The sequence below is a fragment of the Nitriliruptor sp. genome (assembly GCF_040882075.1).
Taxonomy (GTDB): domain Bacteria; phylum Actinomycetota; class Nitriliruptoria; order Nitriliruptorales; family Nitriliruptoraceae; genus Nitriliruptor.
Genome location: NZ_JBBEBZ010000211.1, coordinates 27,458 through 42,711 on the forward strand (window position 1 = coordinate 27,458; position 15,254 = coordinate 42,711).

Annotated in this window: 14 protein-coding genes and 1 other RNA gene; 5 read left to right on the plus strand and 10 right to left on the minus strand. The window is 72.3% G+C overall.

What is annotated here, in order from left to right; all coding sequences use genetic code 11:
- From hemG to hemE, 3 genes are read right to left on the minus strand one after another with little or no spacing between them, the layout of a single operon-like run.
- Entirely contained in the window at positions 1 to 1,407 is a 1,407-nt protein-coding gene (hemG, locus tag WEB03_RS15405) for a protoporphyrinogen oxidase (protein ID WP_368071805.1), read from the minus strand.
- On the minus strand, positions 1,404 to 2,102 hold the full coding sequence (locus WEB03_RS15410; RefSeq protein WP_368071806.1) for a hypothetical protein: 699 nt from the start codon (positions 2,100 to 2,102) through the stop codon (positions 1,404 to 1,406). Before WEB03_RS15410 ends, hemG begins: the two co-directional genes overlap by 4 nt.
- Positions 2,095 to 3,159 carry a uroporphyrinogen decarboxylase gene (gene hemE / locus WEB03_RS15415; RefSeq protein WP_368071807.1) on the minus strand — a complete coding sequence of 355 codons (1,065 nt, stop codon included), beginning with the start codon at positions 3,157 to 3,159 and terminating at the stop codon, positions 2,095 to 2,097. The genes WEB03_RS15410 and hemE overlap by 8 nt, the downstream gene beginning before the upstream one ends.
- Positions 3,160 to 3,308: 149 nt before the next feature.
- On the opposite strand from hemE, the gene WEB03_RS15420 reads away from it, so the two are divergent.
- Both WEB03_RS15420 and WEB03_RS15425 read left to right on the plus strand, forming a co-directional pair.
- The gene (locus WEB03_RS15420) at positions 3,309 to 4,688 is read left to right on the plus strand and encodes an NAD-dependent succinate-semialdehyde dehydrogenase (protein WP_368071830.1); all 1,380 of its coding nucleotides are present in this window, start codon (positions 3,309 to 3,311) and stop codon (positions 4,686 to 4,688) included.
- Positions 4,689 to 4,796: 108 nt separating this feature from the next.
- The gene (locus tag WEB03_RS15425) at positions 4,797 to 5,966 is read left to right on the plus strand and encodes an ATP-binding protein (protein WP_368071808.1); all 1,170 of its coding nucleotides are present in this window, start codon (positions 4,797 to 4,799) and stop codon (positions 5,964 to 5,966) included.
- 63 nt (positions 5,967 to 6,029) lie between these two features.
- On the opposite strand, the gene WEB03_RS15430 is transcribed toward WEB03_RS15425, so the two are convergent.
- The 5 genes from WEB03_RS15430 to WEB03_RS15450 all read right to left on the minus strand — a co-directional run bounded on the left by WEB03_RS15430 (position 6,030) and on the right by WEB03_RS15450 (position 9,837).
- On the minus strand, positions 6,030 to 6,635 hold the full coding sequence (locus WEB03_RS15430) for an amidase family protein (protein ID WP_368071809.1): 606 nt from the start codon (positions 6,633 to 6,635) through the stop codon (positions 6,030 to 6,032).
- A complete protein-coding gene (locus WEB03_RS15435; protein WP_368071810.1) occupies positions 6,520 to 7,302 on the minus strand; it encodes a maleylpyruvate isomerase family mycothiol-dependent enzyme in 783 nt (260 codons plus the stop codon). The genes WEB03_RS15430 and WEB03_RS15435 overlap by 116 nt, the downstream gene beginning before the upstream one ends.
- A gap of 29 nt (positions 7,303 to 7,331) precedes the next feature.
- Positions 7,332 to 7,731: RNase P RNA component class A (gene rnpB / locus WEB03_RS15440), an RNA gene on the minus strand.
- A gap of 192 nt (positions 7,732 to 7,923) precedes the next feature.
- Positions 7,924 to 8,532 (minus strand): hypothetical protein, encoded by a 609-nt coding sequence (locus WEB03_RS15445; protein WP_368071811.1) that lies wholly within the window; start codon positions 8,530 to 8,532, stop codon positions 7,924 to 7,926.
- Between the two features lie 807 nt (positions 8,533 to 9,339).
- Positions 9,340 to 9,837 carry a DUF4442 domain-containing protein gene (locus tag WEB03_RS15450; protein WP_368071812.1) on the minus strand — a complete coding sequence of 166 codons (498 nt, stop codon included), beginning with the start codon at positions 9,835 to 9,837 and terminating at the stop codon, positions 9,340 to 9,342.
- 183 nt (positions 9,838 to 10,020) lie between these two features.
- Here WEB03_RS15450 and WEB03_RS15455 point away from each other — a divergent pair, with 183 nt between their 5' ends.
- Genes WEB03_RS15455 through WEB03_RS15465 form a run of 3 tightly spaced genes read left to right on the plus strand, consistent with a single transcriptional unit; the run spans position 10,021 to position 13,232 of the window.
- Entirely contained in the window at positions 10,021 to 11,451 is a 1,431-nt protein-coding gene (locus WEB03_RS15455) for a trehalose-6-phosphate synthase (RefSeq protein ID WP_368071813.1), read from the plus strand.
- Position 11,452: 1 nt separating this feature from the next.
- Positions 11,453 to 12,325 (plus strand): trehalose-phosphatase, encoded by an 873-nt coding sequence (otsB, locus tag WEB03_RS15460; RefSeq protein WP_368071814.1) that lies wholly within the window; start codon positions 11,453 to 11,455, stop codon positions 12,323 to 12,325.
- A gap of 43 nt (positions 12,326 to 12,368) precedes the next feature.
- Positions 12,369 to 13,232, plus strand: coding sequence for a GGDEF domain-containing protein (locus tag WEB03_RS15465; RefSeq protein ID WP_368071815.1), 864 nt, complete (start codon positions 12,369 to 12,371; stop codon positions 13,230 to 13,232).
- A gap of 3 nt (positions 13,233 to 13,235) precedes the next feature.
- Here WEB03_RS15465 and WEB03_RS15470 read toward each other — a convergent pair whose 3' ends face one another.
- Entirely contained in the window at positions 13,236 to 13,955 is a 720-nt protein-coding gene (locus WEB03_RS15470; RefSeq protein WP_368071816.1) for a zinc ribbon domain-containing protein, read from the minus strand.
- A gap of 2 nt (positions 13,956 to 13,957) precedes the next feature.
- The gene (locus tag WEB03_RS15475; protein WP_368071817.1) at positions 13,958 to 15,082 is read right to left on the minus strand and encodes a Nif3-like dinuclear metal center hexameric protein; all 1,125 of its coding nucleotides are present in this window, start codon (positions 15,080 to 15,082) and stop codon (positions 13,958 to 13,960) included.
- Positions 15,083 to 15,254 lie beyond the last annotated feature (172 nt).

Sequence of the window (15,254 nt, forward strand, 5' to 3'; positions counted from 1 at the left end):
TCACCGACGCTGGCTGCGGGTGCCTCGTCTCGCGCGGGCGCCTGCACGCTCGCCGAGGAGGTGGGCCAGCCGTTCGGCGTCGCGGGCGCGAGCGGCGAGCCCCACCCCGTCGAGCGCGGCGCCCGCGAGGTGCAGGCCGGGCGCCTGGACGGTCAGCGCGTGGCGGATCCGGTCGACGCGGGCGAGGTGCCCCACGTCGTACTGCGGGAGGGCATCGGGCCACCGCTGAACCACTCGGGACACCGCCGGCCGGGGCAGGCCCGTGGCCCACCGCACCTCCGCATCGACGCGGTCGGCCAACGTCGCGTCGTCGACGGCCAGCGCAGGGTCCGCACCGGAGCCACCAGGGGTCACGCGCCCGACCGAGGCACGCAGCAGCCAGACGTCCCGCTCCGCGTGGTGGGGCCACTTCCCGGACGCGAACGTCACGGCCTTGACGAGCCGACCCTCGCTCGGCGGCACGAGCACCCCGCTGCCGTCGGGGAGCCGGGCGTCCGGATCGCGGGCGTAGGCGAGCGCCACCGTGGCGACCGAGGCGGTCCGGATCGGCGCGAGCTCGACCGCGACCTCCGGGACGGCCGCGGCCAGCAGCGCTGCGGCCCGACGGGCCGGGACGGCCAGGACCACGTCGTCGGCGACCACCGACCGTTCACCGACGTCGACGACCCACCCGTCCCCGTCCCGCCGCACACCGGCGACCGGGCTGGCGGTCCGGACGCGGTCGCCGAGCTGTTCGCCGAGCCGCTCGGTCAGCCGGGACAGACCACCACGGACGGTGCGGAACACCGGGCCAGCGGATGCCGCGGCGCGCCGGTGGGCGCGGAGTCCGGCCAGCAGCGAGCGATGCTGCTGCGCCGCGGCCCACACGGGTGGCAGCGTGGCCGCCGCGGACAGCCGATCGGTCCGACCGGCGTACACGCCGCCGAGCAGCGGCTCGACGAGGGTCCCGACGACCTCGTGACCGAACCGTTCCCCGATCAGGTCGGCCACGCTCCGATCGCCGACGACCTGCCGGCGCGGGAGGATCGGTTCGAGACCGGCGCGGGCGAGCCCCGCCGGGGACAGCACCCCCGACCGAGCCAGCGCGCCGAGGTCGGCCGGGACGCCCAGCACGGTGGCCGCGGGCAGCGGACGCAGCTCGCCTCGGACCCACAGGTGCACCTGACCGGTGGCGGGCGCCACCAGCTCGTCCTCGCCGAACCCGAGCTCACGCGTCAGACGTTCAGCCTCCGGCTGACGCACGAGGAAGGCGTCGGCACCGACGTCGAAGGGGGCACCGGCCAGGTCGACCGTGCGGATCTGTCCGCCGACCCGATCGTCGGCCTCGAGCACCAGCACGTCGTCGACGTCCCGCAGCCGCCACGCGGTCGCGAGCCCGGTCAGCCCCGCTCCGACGACCACGATCACGAGGGGACCTCCGCGGCGTCCGCCGACGAGAGCTCCTGTGCGACGACCGTCGCGACGACGGCCGCCAGAGCGTCGACCACGAACCCGGCCCGCAGGTCGACCGTGGTGAGCCGGCCGCCGTGCTGTGCGGCGACGTCCAGCAGCTGCGGGTCGGCCGGCGTGCCCGGGGCGACGGGCAGCTCCAGCACGTCGCGGCGACCGTGGACGGTCAGGACCGAGGTGAGCGCATCGACCGCCGTCGGCGTACGGGACGTCCCGCGCCACGCCAGCGACCGGGCGGTCGCGTCGGTGCGGGCTGCGACCTGTTCGGTCACCTCGCGCAGGAAGGTCAGCTCCTCTGGCGTCGCATCCGGCCCGGGGTCCGGTGCGGTGACCAACAGGTGCGCACCGCCGGCGACACCGTTCGCGGCGGCCTGCGCCAACGCGTCGAGCAGCAGCGGCAGCCCGTGCCACGCCACCACGCCGCGGTACTTCGCCACCTCCACCGAGGTGGCCGCGTGCAGGGCCGTGTGCTGCGGCCACGGGGTCGGCGCCACACCGACGACGAGGTCGGCGTCCACGCTGAGCCGCGCCACCTCAGCGGCGTGGGTCGCCGGGTCGGTGGCCACCGCGTGCCCGGTCCGCTCGGCGAGGGGGCCGGCCACCCGCTCCCCCGCGAGGACCGCCACCGCGACGTGAGGTGTCAGGTCAGCCACGAGCGGGCTCGGTGACGACCGCGCCCTCGGCGTGCACCAGCTCGACGACCCGCCGGAGCTGATCCGGATCGGTCGGTGGCAGGACGCCGTGGCCGAGGTTGAACACGTAGCGCGCCCGTCCGCCCGAGGCCCGCAGCACCTCGCGGGTCCGCTCGAGCAGCGCCTCGGTCGGACCGAGCGCGAGCGCGGGTTCGAGGTTGCCCTGCAGCGCCACATCCGTCGGCACCCGGTCCCAGGCCTGCTCCAGCGGGACCCGCCAGTCGACGCCGACCACGTCCGCCCCCGCCTCGGCCATGGCGCCGAGCAGCTCACCGGTCCCCACACCGAAGTGGATGCGAGGGACGCCGAGGTCGGCGAGCCCCTCGAGCACACGCCGGCTGTGGGGCAGCACGAAACGGCGGTAGTCGTCCGGGTGCAGCGCGCCGGCCCACGAATCGAACAGCTGCACGGCCGCGGCGCCGTGCTCAACCTGCGCCCGGAGCGACGCCAGCGTGATGTCGGCGAGCTGGTCCAGCAGCCGCCGCCACGTCGGCTCGTCGGAGAACATCAGGGCCTTGGTGCGGGTGTAGCTCTTGCTCGGACCGCCCTCGACCAGGTAGCTGGCGAGGGTGAACGGGGCCCCACCGAAGCCGATCAGCGGCACGTCCAGCTCGGCCACCAGCTGCGACACGGTCTCGAGCACGTACGGCACGTCGCTGTCGGGCTCGAGGTCCCGTAGCCGATCGACGTCACCGGGGGTCCGGAACGGCCGTTCGACGACGGGACCGACACCGGGCTGGATCGTGAGTCCGATACCGAGCGCCTGCACGGGGGTGACGATGTCGGAGAACAGGATGGCCGCGTCGACGCCGTAGCGCTGGACCGGCTGGAGGGTCACCTCGGTGGCCAGGTCCGGGGTGTGCACGACCTCCTCGAAGGTGTGCTGCTCGCGGATGGCGCGGTACTCGGCGAGCGCCCGACCGGCCTGCCGCATGAACCACACCGGCACGTGGTCGTGTGCCTCACCGCGGCAGGCGCGCACGAAGGCACTGTCGGCGTGCGGTGCGGAGGCGGACACGCGGGGACCTCGGGAGCGGGAGGTGACGGCGGGTGGGTGGCAGGCACCGTACCGGCGCAGGGGTGCGCCTCCGGCCCGAGGTGTGGTCTGCTCGGGTCCCGTCGCCGAGCCGCCGGCGTCCCGCGACACGTGAGGAGCCCACCGTGACCATGGAAGCCGTCGATCCGTCCACAGGCGAGACCATCGCCACCTACGACACCCACGACGAGGCCGCCGTGGACCTGCGCCTCGGCCGCGCGTGGGACGGCTACGTCCGGTGGCGAACGACGGGCTACGACGAGCGCGGCGACCTGCTGCGCGCCGCGGCCGACGAGCTCGGGAAGCGCCGGTCGGACCTCGCCGAGCTCATGGTCAAGGAGATGGGCAAGACCATCGCCGGCGCCGAAGCCGAGGTCGACAAGTGCGTCACGGTCTGCCACTACGAGGCGGACAACGGCGAGGCCAACCTCGCCCACCACGTGATCGAGACCGAAGCGCACCGGTCCTACGTCCGGTTCGACCCCCTCGGTCCGCTGCTGGCCGTCATGCCGTGGAACTTCCCGTTGTGGCAGGTGTTCCGGGCGCTCGCTCCAGCGACGATGGCGGGCAACACCGTCCTGCTCAAGCACGCCTCGAACGTGCCGGGGACCGCGTTGGCGATCGAGGACGTCATGCGGGCTGCGGGCGCCCCCGAGGGCGTCTTCACGACCCTGATGATCGGGTCGGCGATGGTCGCCGACGTCATCGCCGACGACCGGGTCCGGGCGGTCACGATCACCGGATCGGTCCCCGCGGGGCGCAAGGTCGCGGCCGCAGCCGGCGAGCACCTCAAACCGTCGGTGCTCGAGCTCGGCGGATCCGACCCGTTCCTCGTGCTCGACGACGCCGACGTCGCGACCGCGGCGCGCGTGGCACGCGATTCGCGGCTGCTCAACAACGGTCAGTCCTGCATCTCCGCCAAGCGGTTCGTGGTGGTCGACGACGTCGCCGACGCCTTCGTCGAGGCCTTCGTGGCCGCGACCGAGGAGTCGGTCATCGGCGACCCGATGGATCGGGGCACCACCCTCGGCCCGCTCGCCCGCGAGGACCTGCGCGACGAACTCCACGAGCAGGTCCGCGCGACGGTCGACGGCGGGGCCACCCTCCTGACGGGCGGCGAGGTGATCGACCGGCCCGGCTACTACTACGCCCCCACCGTCCTCGACCACGTCGACCCGGAGATGACCGCCGCCAAGGAGGAGACCTTCGGCCCGGCGGCTGCGGTGCTCCGTGTCCGAGACGAGGACCACGCGATCGCCGTGGCCAACGACACCGACTTCGGGCTCGGCGCCAGCATCTGGACCGAGGACCTCGAACGCGGCGAACGCGTCGCCGCCCGGATCGAGGCCGGCTGCGTGTTCGTCAACGAGCTGGTCAAGTCCGACCCACGGGTCCCCTTCGGTGGTGTCAAGCACGCGGGCTACGGCCGCGAGCTCGGTCCCTACGGGATCAAGAGTTTCGTCAACGCCAAGACGGTGTGGGTCGAGGGGCAGGCCGCCGACCGCGGCTGACTCCCCCGGCCGACGTTCCCGCGAGCCGGACCTCTCCAACGCTAGTGTTCCTATACTTCCTCGCCACGGCTCGCTAGGGTGCCCCGCGCCCGACACGACGAGGTAGGTGTGGCGAACCCCTTCGAGGACGACGCCGGTCCGAGCGGCGCGCTCGACCCGGCCGCCAACCCCTTCCGCCCCGGGATGGGGCTGGTACCACCCGCGCTCGGCGGCCGCGACGAGCCGCTTCGGCGGGCCAAGGTGGTCGTCGACCGTCTGAGCCGCCGTGGACCGGCGCCGTTCGTGCTCTACCGCGGTGTGCGCGGCGTCGGCAAGACCGCCCTGCTCGCCTACGTGCGTCAGCAGGCCACCAAGCGCGGGATCCTGACCGCCCACGTCGAGGCCGACCGGGACGACACCGAGGTGGTCAACGTCCGGCGCTCGCTGCTGCACGAGGCCGCTCCTCTGCTGCTCGACCTCGACCGTGACGTCGCCAGCCGCCTGGCCGCCATCGACGCCTCCGGCGGGGTGCCGAAGCTGCGGCCCGCGGTGAGCGCGGTCGCCGGGATGGAGGCGCTCATCGGGGATATCGCCACGCTCGCGGGGGCGACCGGGCGACCGGTGCTGCTGACCGTCGACGAGGTGCACGAGGCCGAGGACGTCCTGCTCCGGCCGCTGTTGCGGGCGGCCCACCGCGCCGCGCAGGAGGCCCACCCGCTCGGCGTGCTGCTGTCCGGGCTGCCCTCCGCGGCCGAGCACGTCTTCAAGGAGGGCCAGACCTACACCGAACGGCTCGAACGGGTCGACCTCGGGCTGCTCGATCGTGCCGCGACGGCCGTGGCGCTCTGCGGGCCGTTCGCCGACCACGCCGGCGCCGAGGTGGACGAACTGGTCCTGGACGCGGTGCTCGATTCCTCGGGCGGGTACCCGTGGTTCGTGCAGCTGTGGGGGGCGGCCCTCTGGGACGCGGCGGCGTCACCCGACCGCATCGAGCTCCCCGACGCCCGGCAGGCCGGCGTCGAGGTCCACGACCGGGTGACCGCGTTCTTCGCCGACCGCTGGTCGCGGGTGCCGTCGGGTCGCGCGACCTCGCTGGTCACCACGCTCGCCGAGGCGGGTGGCGACGTCGAGGTCGGCACGCTCCTCGACACCCTCGACCTGACCCACCAGGCGATCTCGCCGGCTCGACGCGAGCTGCTCGACCTCGGCCTGTGCTGGGCGCCTTCGCGCGGTCGGCTGGCCTTCACGGTGCCCGGGTTCGCGAGCTGGATCGCCCGGACCCGGCCCCAGGACGCGTGACCGCTGCGGTCGTGAAGCGACCACCCGGGGTTCGACCCCCGACTCGCTTCACGATCAGGCGCGTCAGCCGAAGCCGGGTGGACGCCGGTCGTGCCAGGGCGCGGTCTGCTCGAGCTGGGCAGTCAGCCGTAACAGCCCGGCATCGTCCCAAGGCCGGCCGACGAGCTGGACACCGACCGGGCCGACCTCGTCGTCGTGGTGCAGCGGCAGGCTGATCGCCGGCTGGCCGGTCAGGTTCGCGAACGGCGTCACCCCGACGAAGGCAGTCTGATCGGCGAAGACGTCAGCGCCGTCCCAGCCCTCGTAGTGCCCGTTCGGTCGCGATGGGCCCGTCAGCACGGGGGCGATGACCGCGGCGAAGCCATCGGTCGCCGCGATGACCTGCCGGCACCACAGCTGCAGCTGGAACTGCGCGGCCGCGAGCTGCGCAGCGGTGGCGTCGATCGCCGAGGACCTGTAGGTAGCTGCCGAGCTGGTCGTCGTGCCGCTCGGGTCACGGCACGGGCGTGCTCGGCGCGGACCGTAACCGGCAGTGCACAGGTCGCAGGGACGATCACTCGACCTCGGCGATGGCCCGCAGCCGGTGCGCGACGCTGACGTCACCGCCGAGCCGCAACGGGTCGGCCGGGCCGCGGCCCCAGAGCCACCGGTCCAGATCCCACGCGTCACCGCTCACCGTGGTCCCGACCTCCTCGTCGGACACCGCGTCCACCACCTCGACGGTGTCGTCGTCGTAGGTGGTCCCGGTGTTCGGGGATGTGCCGGTGAAGCGGCCGAAGCGCACCAGCCACCGGTTGCCAGTGTCGTCCGCCAGCACGCGCACGGCGCAGCCGTCGGGCGTGAACGTCCCCCAGCTGGGCAGCTTCAGCATCACCCGGAGCAGCTCGTCCACACCGTCGGCGGCGAGCTCGGCCGGCGCCGCCGACACGGGCACGCCGGCGGCCAGCTCCGCATCGACCCGGTGGATCAGCGCCTCGTGCGCTTGGCGGCGTGCCACCCACCCGACGCTGCGGCCGTCCTCGTGCCAGGACCAGCATGTGTCGGCGGGATCACGCTCGCGGAGAGCACCGACGAGGTCCGCGCTGCTGCGCCGGAGGAGGTCGACCAACGCCGCACCCTCCGGCCGGTCGGGTTCGGTCAACGCGTCGACGTCCTCAAGCAGGTCGCTGACGATCGCGCCCCAGAACCACTGGACCTCGGCGAGGTGCCAGACGAGATCGGCCACGGTCCAGGCTGGCGTGGACGGGACCACGCCGTCCGGATCGGCTCGTCGCAGCACGGCCAGGAACCGTGCGGACTGCTCGGCGACGATGTCGGTGTAGGCAGCGTGATCCACAGCTGACCCGATCGGTCGGGGCGGGGTGTGGGAGGAGTCGGCCGGTAAGCCGGATCCTGTCCCCGCCGCTGGTTACCCGTGCGGCGGGTGGCGACCATCTGTCTGGGACGCCGGTCTCCCGACGCCTCGTTGCGGCCTACCTGGGATGAACGGGCGGGCCACCCTGTCCCTGCTCGGCCTTGCTCCGGGTGGGGCTTGCCTAGCCACGACGGTCGCCCGCCGTGCTGGTGAGCTCTTACCTCACCGTTTCACCCTCACCTGGACCGGTGACGGACCGAGGTCCGCCGCCAGCCCGTGGGCGGTCTGCTCTCTGTTGCGCTTTCCACGTGTCACCACGCCTGGGGGTTACCCAGCACCCTGCCCTACGGAGTCCGGACTTTCCTCACGCGCACCACGGATGGCGCGTCGCGCGGCCGCCTGGCCGGCTCCTCCCACGCGCCACAGCGTACGGGATGCTCAGCTCAGGGCGGGATCCAGGAGGCTCGGGTGGCGCACGGGCCCTACATCACGTCGCAACGTGCGGAGGCCCACCTCGCGCTGGCACCCGCGAGCGAGCGACGTCCCATAGCGGCGTGCCACCGCCAACGACGCAGAGGCCTGAGCGAGAGAGGCCTTGCCGCGTCAACCCGATGCCGCAGCGCGTTCGAGTGAGTCGAGCGAGCGGTGCTCGGACCACCCAGGCCCGAGTTCGATGACGTCGATGCGTAGGTCTTCAACCTGGTCACCGTCCAGGTAGAGGAAGCCTGCCGGCCACGGCGCGTACAGCCGTGAATCCACGGGTCGACCGGCGTCGACATCCGACACCCGCGTGCCCGCTCCGCCGCTTCGAGGATCGACTTCATCGAGGAACAGAAGGACGTCACGCGGCGCGGCGTCCGCTAGCGCATCGGTGTCCACGTCCACGGACGTCGGCACCTCGACGTACACCTCCGACGTCTCACCGGCTGCCTGTTGCCCTCGGACGATATCGTCCACACGCACGGACACGACCATGTGGGACTGGCTCTCCTCCGGGTAGTTCTCGGGATCGTAGACGATGCTGCGCCCCTCGGCGATCCCAGTGATCGTGCCTCGAACGACGACGTCGACTTCGCGGCCGAGTTCTCCTGGTGTCTCGAACGTTCGGTAGTTCCCCTCGGGTGCGGCCAGCGCTGCCCGCAGGTCTCCGGCGCTGCCGACCGGTTCGAGCGACGGACCCGACGACTGCGAGCATCCGACGAGGGTGGCCACGATGACGAGCGACCACGTAGCCGCAACCACGGACGTGGCGCGGCATCGCCTGCGCGTCGAGATCCCTGCGAAGGGAGAACCTCTACCACCTGCCATGTTCGTCCCCCGTCTAATAGTGGTTGTCTATGTGCCAGACATGGTGTGGCTGGAAGTTCCGGTAGTAGAGTGAGTCGTCGGGTGGGAACCCACTTCTCATGCATTGATAGTCGTTGCTGTTCCCATGCCGCAATCCGACTGAGTGCCCGAGTTCATGGCATGCGTTAGCCCGGTGGCGAGCCATACTGGGTCGCGTTTGGGCCGGATCGTTGCGAACGATGCCTCGGTTGCACACACCCGAGGACGAAAAAGAGGCGCAGTGGTACGTGCCGAGAACGCCAGGCGGTAGCGTTACGAACTGCCAGACGACATCCGTGGCCGGGTCACAGACCGACTCGTATGCGTCGACCATAACCGTCTGCAGGTCAAGGGCATTCATCGCGTAATCGACGATGTCTTGACGCGTCGGCCCGGTCGCCCCGTTGCCGTAGCAGAATGTATGGACGCTACTGTCGGCGAGCCATCCGGTATCGGGAGGACCCGTACCGAACGAGTCCGCAGCCGCCGCCTGCGTCGCAAGTGAGAAGGCTAGAGTTGCAACGCATACGGCGATGAACCGTACCCCCGCGCCCTTGATGGGTTCCGTAAGCGCCCTGATCGCTCCCCCTGACGCACCCCAAAATCACGTCTCGCGAGCGAAGCTACGTTGCCCCGAGCGGGAGGTCAACAGGGAGCTGGATTCGCGTTGGCCCGGCCACCGCGCCCGCGACGTCAACCCCTCGTGACACCCATCAGCAGGTAGACGAACCTCAGCTCGGTCACGTTGACGACGGTGCCGTCCGGGTCGGTGACCGTCACTTCGACGTCGACCTTCGGCCGCTCCCCCGCGTCGGCGGCCGCCAGCGCCGGGGCGAGGATGTCCTCGCCGACCTCCGCGGTCGCCAGCAGCTCCCCCGTCGCGGGCGCCCGGAACCGGGTCGCGAGCCGGCCGACGACCGGGACGTAGCCGCGGGCGAACAGCGGGGTCAGCCGGGACGACGCGGCCAGCGCTCCTGCGAGCTCGACGGGCGCGAGCTCGGCGATCGCGTGCACTCCGCCGATGTGGTTCTCGAGCGCCGGGTTGGCCGGCAGCGCCACGACGCAGCGGCCGACGGTGGCCTCGCGCACCTCGACCCCGAGGTGCCGGTTGAACGCGAGCTCGGTACCGAGCCGACGGAGGCCGTCGAGGACGGCCTGCGGGTCCGGGTCGGTGGTCGTGGCGTCCGGCACGACGCTCCCTCGGTCGGCTCCCGATCCGGGAGCCCGCGGACGGTAGCGCTGCCGGCGCGACCACCGGAGCAGGCTCCCGTCCGGCCACCGTCGGCGTCCCGGAGGCTGCCCGCACGCCGCCTACCCTCGCGGAGGATCTGGAGGACGCGTGACCACGCAGAACCGACCGCCCGAGGTGCTCCGATGAGCCGCCCGCTCGTCGTCGTCGCCAACCGCCTGCCCGTCTCCCGGGGTGAACCCGGTCCCGGAGGTCAGCCGACCTGGCACGCCTCCGCCGGAGGCCTGGTCACGGCGCTCAGCCCCGTCGTCGATGAGGTCGGGGGTGCGTGGGTCGGGTACGACGACGACGCCGGCAGCGTCCCCGAACGGGTCGATGCGCTGAACGTGTCGCTGCACGCGGTCGAGCTCACCCGATCCCAGGTGCACGGCTACTACCACGGGTTCTCCAACCGCACGATCTGGCCGCTGTTCCACGACCTGGTGGTCGAACCCGTGGTCGACCGCCGCTGGTGGCGCTCCTACCAGGACGTCAACCGCGCCTTCGCCGAGGTCGCGGTGGATGCCATCGAGGCGGCCTCGGACGGTGGTCAGGCACCGCTGGTCTGGGTCCAGGACTACCACCTGATGCTCCTGCCCGAGCTGCTGCGCGGCACCTCCCCCGCGTCCCCGCTCGGGTTCTTCCTGCACATCCCCTTCCCACCCCCCGAGCTGGTCGCGCGCCTCCCGTGGCGCGACCAGATCCTGCAGGGGATGCTCGCCGCGGACGCCGTCGGGTTCCACACCGTCCGCTACCGCGACAACTTCGTCCGGTCCGTGCAGCAGCTGTTCCCCGGCGTCTCGACGCTCGGTGACAGCATCGCCCTGCCCGACGGCCGCCACGTGCGGTGCGTGGCCCACCCCATCTCCATCGACGCGGACGAGTTCGCCGACCTCGCCCGCTCCGACGAGACCGAGCGCGAGCTGGCCGACCTGCGCCAGCAGTTCGCCGGGCGGCGCGTGCTGCTCGGCGTCGACCGGCTCGACTACACCAAGGGCATCCGCCACCGCCTCCAGTCGATCGAGCTGATGCTCGAACGTCACCCGGAGCTGCGCCGCGAGGTCGCCTTCGTGCAGGTCGCCGTGCCGTCGCGCGACGACGTGAAGGAGTACCGCGAGCTGCGGACCGAGGTCGAGACCGAGGTCGGGCGCATCAACGGGCGCTTCACCGAGCCGGGTCACGACGTGCCCGTCCACTACCTCTACCGCGGCGTCCCGCGCGAGAAGCTGGCGGCCTACTACCGGCTCGCCGACGTCATGTGCGTCACCCCGCTGAAGGACGGCATGAACCTCGTCGCCAAGGAGTTCGTGACCTGCCAGGCGGCCGGCAACGAGACCGGCGTGCTCCTGCTCAGCGAGTTCGCCGGTGCGATGCTCGAGTTCGGCGAGCACGCCGTGCGCTGCAACCCCTTCGACGTCGAGGGCATGAGCTACCTGATGGCGTCGGCCCTCGAGCTCGACGAGGACGATCGTCGCCACCGGATCCACGCGATGGCCGATGCCGTCCGCGAGCGTGACGTCTACCGGTGGGTGTCCGACGAGCTCGCCGACATCGAACGTGGGCACGAGGGGATCTGAGGTGGCCACCGACGCAGGCGCCCCGCCGGACGATCTCGAGGCGTTGCGCCGACGGATCGGCGACCCCCGCCGCTGGACGATCGTGCTCGATTTCGACGGGACGCTGGCCCCGATCGTCGATCACCCCGACGACGCCACCCCGGCCCCAGGAGCGATCGAGGCGATCGCCGACCTCGCCGAGGTGTGCGAGGTGGCGATCCTGTCGGGACGAGCGCTCGACGATCTCGAGGCCAGGATGGGGACGGTGCCCCCGAACCTGCTCCTGGTCGGTGGGCACGGCAACGAGGCGCGTCGACCGGACGGATCCCACGAGCCCCTGACCGATCTGGACGCCGCCACCGCGACGTTGGACCGGGTCGAGGCCGACCTGCTGGCCACCGTCGACACCGCGACCGGGTGGCTCGTCGAACGCAAGTCCACGTCGCTGGCCGTGCACCACCGTCGCGTACCGCAGGCCGAGGTCGCCGCCACGCTGCCCCGCGTCCGCGAGGTGTTGGCCGCCGCTGCCGACGACCCACCCGGGTTCGTCCTCCTCGGTGGGAAGGCGGTCCTCGAGCTCAAGGTCAGCGGCATCGACAAGGGTCTCGCGCTCACCTGGCTCGACGGGCAGGCCGCCGACCGGGCGACGGGACTCCCGGACCGCCCGCCCACCGTGCCGTTGGTCCTCGGGGACGACACCACCGACGAGGACGCCTTCGAGGTCGCCCTCGCGCTCGGTGGCGAGGCGGTGCTCATCGCGGAGGAACCGGTGAGCACCAACGCGCGCTTCCGTTTGCGCGACCCGGCTCGGGTCGTCACGCTGCTGCGTGCTGTCCGTGAACCGCTCGGCGACGAACCGTCCTCCGGGGTCGTCCACGACGCATGGGACGGCTGAACACGGAGGTCCCGCACACGGGTGCGGGCAGGAAAGGATCAGCGTGGGACGGCCGAACGCGGCCACGCGCACCCGCACGACCCTCGAGCGTCTCGTCGATCGGCTCGACTCAACCAGCGCGCAGGTCGTGGTGCTCGGTGGTGGGCTCCTGCTGTCCTTCCTGGCCCACGGCGTCCTCCACGAGAACGCCGCCTGGGTGGCCGCACCGGTCGCCCTGGTCGCCGGGACCGCTGCCGGGACCCGGGTCGCGCTCTGGGTGGCAGCCGTCGCCGTGGTCGGTCACCTCGGGCTCGATATGGTTGACGGCATCGGACAGCGTGAGGTGCCGGGGCTCTTCGTCCGCAGCGCCGTGCTGCCCTTCCTGGCCCTCGCGGGGACGGCCGGCGCACAGCTCGAACGTCAGCGTGACCGGGCGCTCCGGCAGGCCATCAACGAGGACGCCGTCACCGGGCTGCTGAACGTCAAGGTCTTCTACGACGAGGTGGACCGGCTGCGGTCGGAGGGCACGCCGTTCGCGGTCCTCCTCGCCGACATCCGCGGCATGCGCACCCTCAACGAGACCTACGGCCACCCGACCGGCACCGAGGCGGTCCGGGTCCTCGCCCACGTGCTGCGTCGGGCGATCGGCAACGAGGCGACGGCATCCCGTCTCGGCAGCGACGAGGTCGGCGTGCTGCTCGTCGGCGACGATCGTCACCGCTGCCGATCGGTCGTGGCCGATGTCATCGAACGGCTCGGCCGCGAGACGGTGACCCTCCCGGACGGCGACGCGCTCGAGGTGCACGCCGCCTACGGCATCGCCCGTTGGCCCGAGGACGGCGACGACGCGATCACCCTCCTGCGGGGCGCTGAGCACGCCAAGGAGCTGGCCAAGGCCGCCGGACTCGACGAGGTCGGTCAGGCCTGACGGTCAGCGCACGATCAGCAGCCGGCGGCACTGCGGGCAGGTCGCCAGGGTGTCGCCGTGGTAGAGCTCGTCGACGTCGGCGCGGGACATCTCGATGGCGCAGGCCGAGCAGGCCAGCCCTTCGAGCTTGCCGACCCCGGTCCCACCACCGCGTGCCGCGGCCGCCTCGTAGCTGCTCAGGAGGTCGGCGGGGAGCTGACCGGCCTGCCCGTCACGCGCGACCTGCAGCTCGGCGCGTTCGGCGAGGAGGGTGCCGGCGGCGGCGTCACGTGCCTCCTCGGACTCCCGCACCCGCGCGCGGGCCGCGACGAGCTCACCGTCGATCCCCGCGATCGAGCGTTCGATGTCGTCGACACGTTCCATGACCACGAGGAGGTCCTCCTCGTGCTCCTCGAGCCGTCGGACCGTCGTCTCGATCTCGGCCTCGACCGAGGACATCTCGCGCTGGTTGGTCACCGTCCCGTCGTAGAGCCGCACCCGTTCGGCATCGCGCCGCTGGCTGAGTGTGTCGATGTCGCGCTCGAGCGTGCGTTGCTCACCGGCGGCCTGCTCGAGCTGGGCGGACAGCTCGGCGCGTTGCGCCTCGAGCTTGCCGGCCTGCTCGATCGCCTCGTCGAGGACCTGCTGCTCGGGGAGGGCCTCGAACTGGTGCTCGACCTTCCGCAGCCGATGATCGGTGTGCTGGAGCGCGAGCAGCAGATCGAGCTCGGGGTCGCTCGCCACGGTCAACTCCAGGGGACGGTTCGGACCTTCGACGCTACCACCGCCGCGGTCAGCGACCGTCCCGTAGCCGCCTCGCGCAACCGCTCGATCCACGCCGGCAGGGCGGCCGCTTCGGTCGCGTGGTGACCGGCGTCGATGAGGGCCAGGCCCTGCTCGAGCGCGTCCAGCGTCACGTGGTGGCGCAGGTCGCCGGTGACGTACAGGTCGACCCCCGCCCCGATCGCGGCGCCGATCAACCCGTCCCCCGCGCCACCGACGGTCGCGACGGTCGTGATGAGCCGATCGAGGTCACCTGCGGTCCGTAGGTGCGGCGCCGGCAGCCGCTCCGCGATCGCCGCGGCGACGTCCTCGAGCCGCGTTGGTTCCGGCAGATCACCGACGACGCCGAAGCCCACGTCCGCGCCCGCGATCAGCGGGACGAGGTCGTAGGCGACCTCCTCGTAGGGGTGGGCTGAGGACAGCGCACGGACGACGGCTCCGACGCGCCGTCGGGGCACCTCGACCTCCAGGCGCACCTCGTCCTCGATCGCGACCTCGCCGACACGACCGCTGAAGGGATCGGCCCCCGGGCGGGGCCGGAAGGTGCCCTGACCGCTGACCCGGAACGCGCAGCGCTCGTAGTCGCCGATGGTCCCGGCTCCGGCGGCGGCCAGGGCGTCGAGCACCGGGTCCACGTGCGCGTCCGGGACGAAGGTGACCAGCTTGACCCGGTCGCCATCCCGCAGTTCGGTGGTCAGCGGGCGCCGATCGACCAGGCCGAGGACGTCGGCCACGGGGTCGGAGGTGCCCGCACCGTCCCGCGCGACGTCGAGGTTGGTGTGTGCCGCCACGACGGGAACGCGCGCGGTCGCGGCGTGCAGCGCGGTCCGACCGGCAGCCGTGGCCGGGGTGAGCGTGGCCAGCGGCCGGAACAGCAGCGGGTGGTGGGCGAGCACCAGCGTGCCGGGGACCGTGGCGGCCTCGTCGATCACATCACCGGTCACGTCGAGGCAGACCAGCACCCGCGCGACCGGCCAGTCGGGGTCGCCGACCTGCAACCCCACGTTGTCCCACGAGGCGGCGTGCGCCGGTGGGTAGCGGTCGTGGACGAGCGCGATCCAGTCCCCGACGGTCTCGGACGCTGCCACGCTGCCTCCCACGCCACGATCGATACTCGGTGGCCCCGTGGCGCACCGGGCCCGAGCGTAGGCGGCTACCGTCCGCGGCTCGCGGGCGGTTCGCTCAGATGGCGAGAGCGCCTCGTCGACACCGAAGCGCGAGTCGTCCGCCGGCTTGGGTCGCCATCGACACCATCGGGTG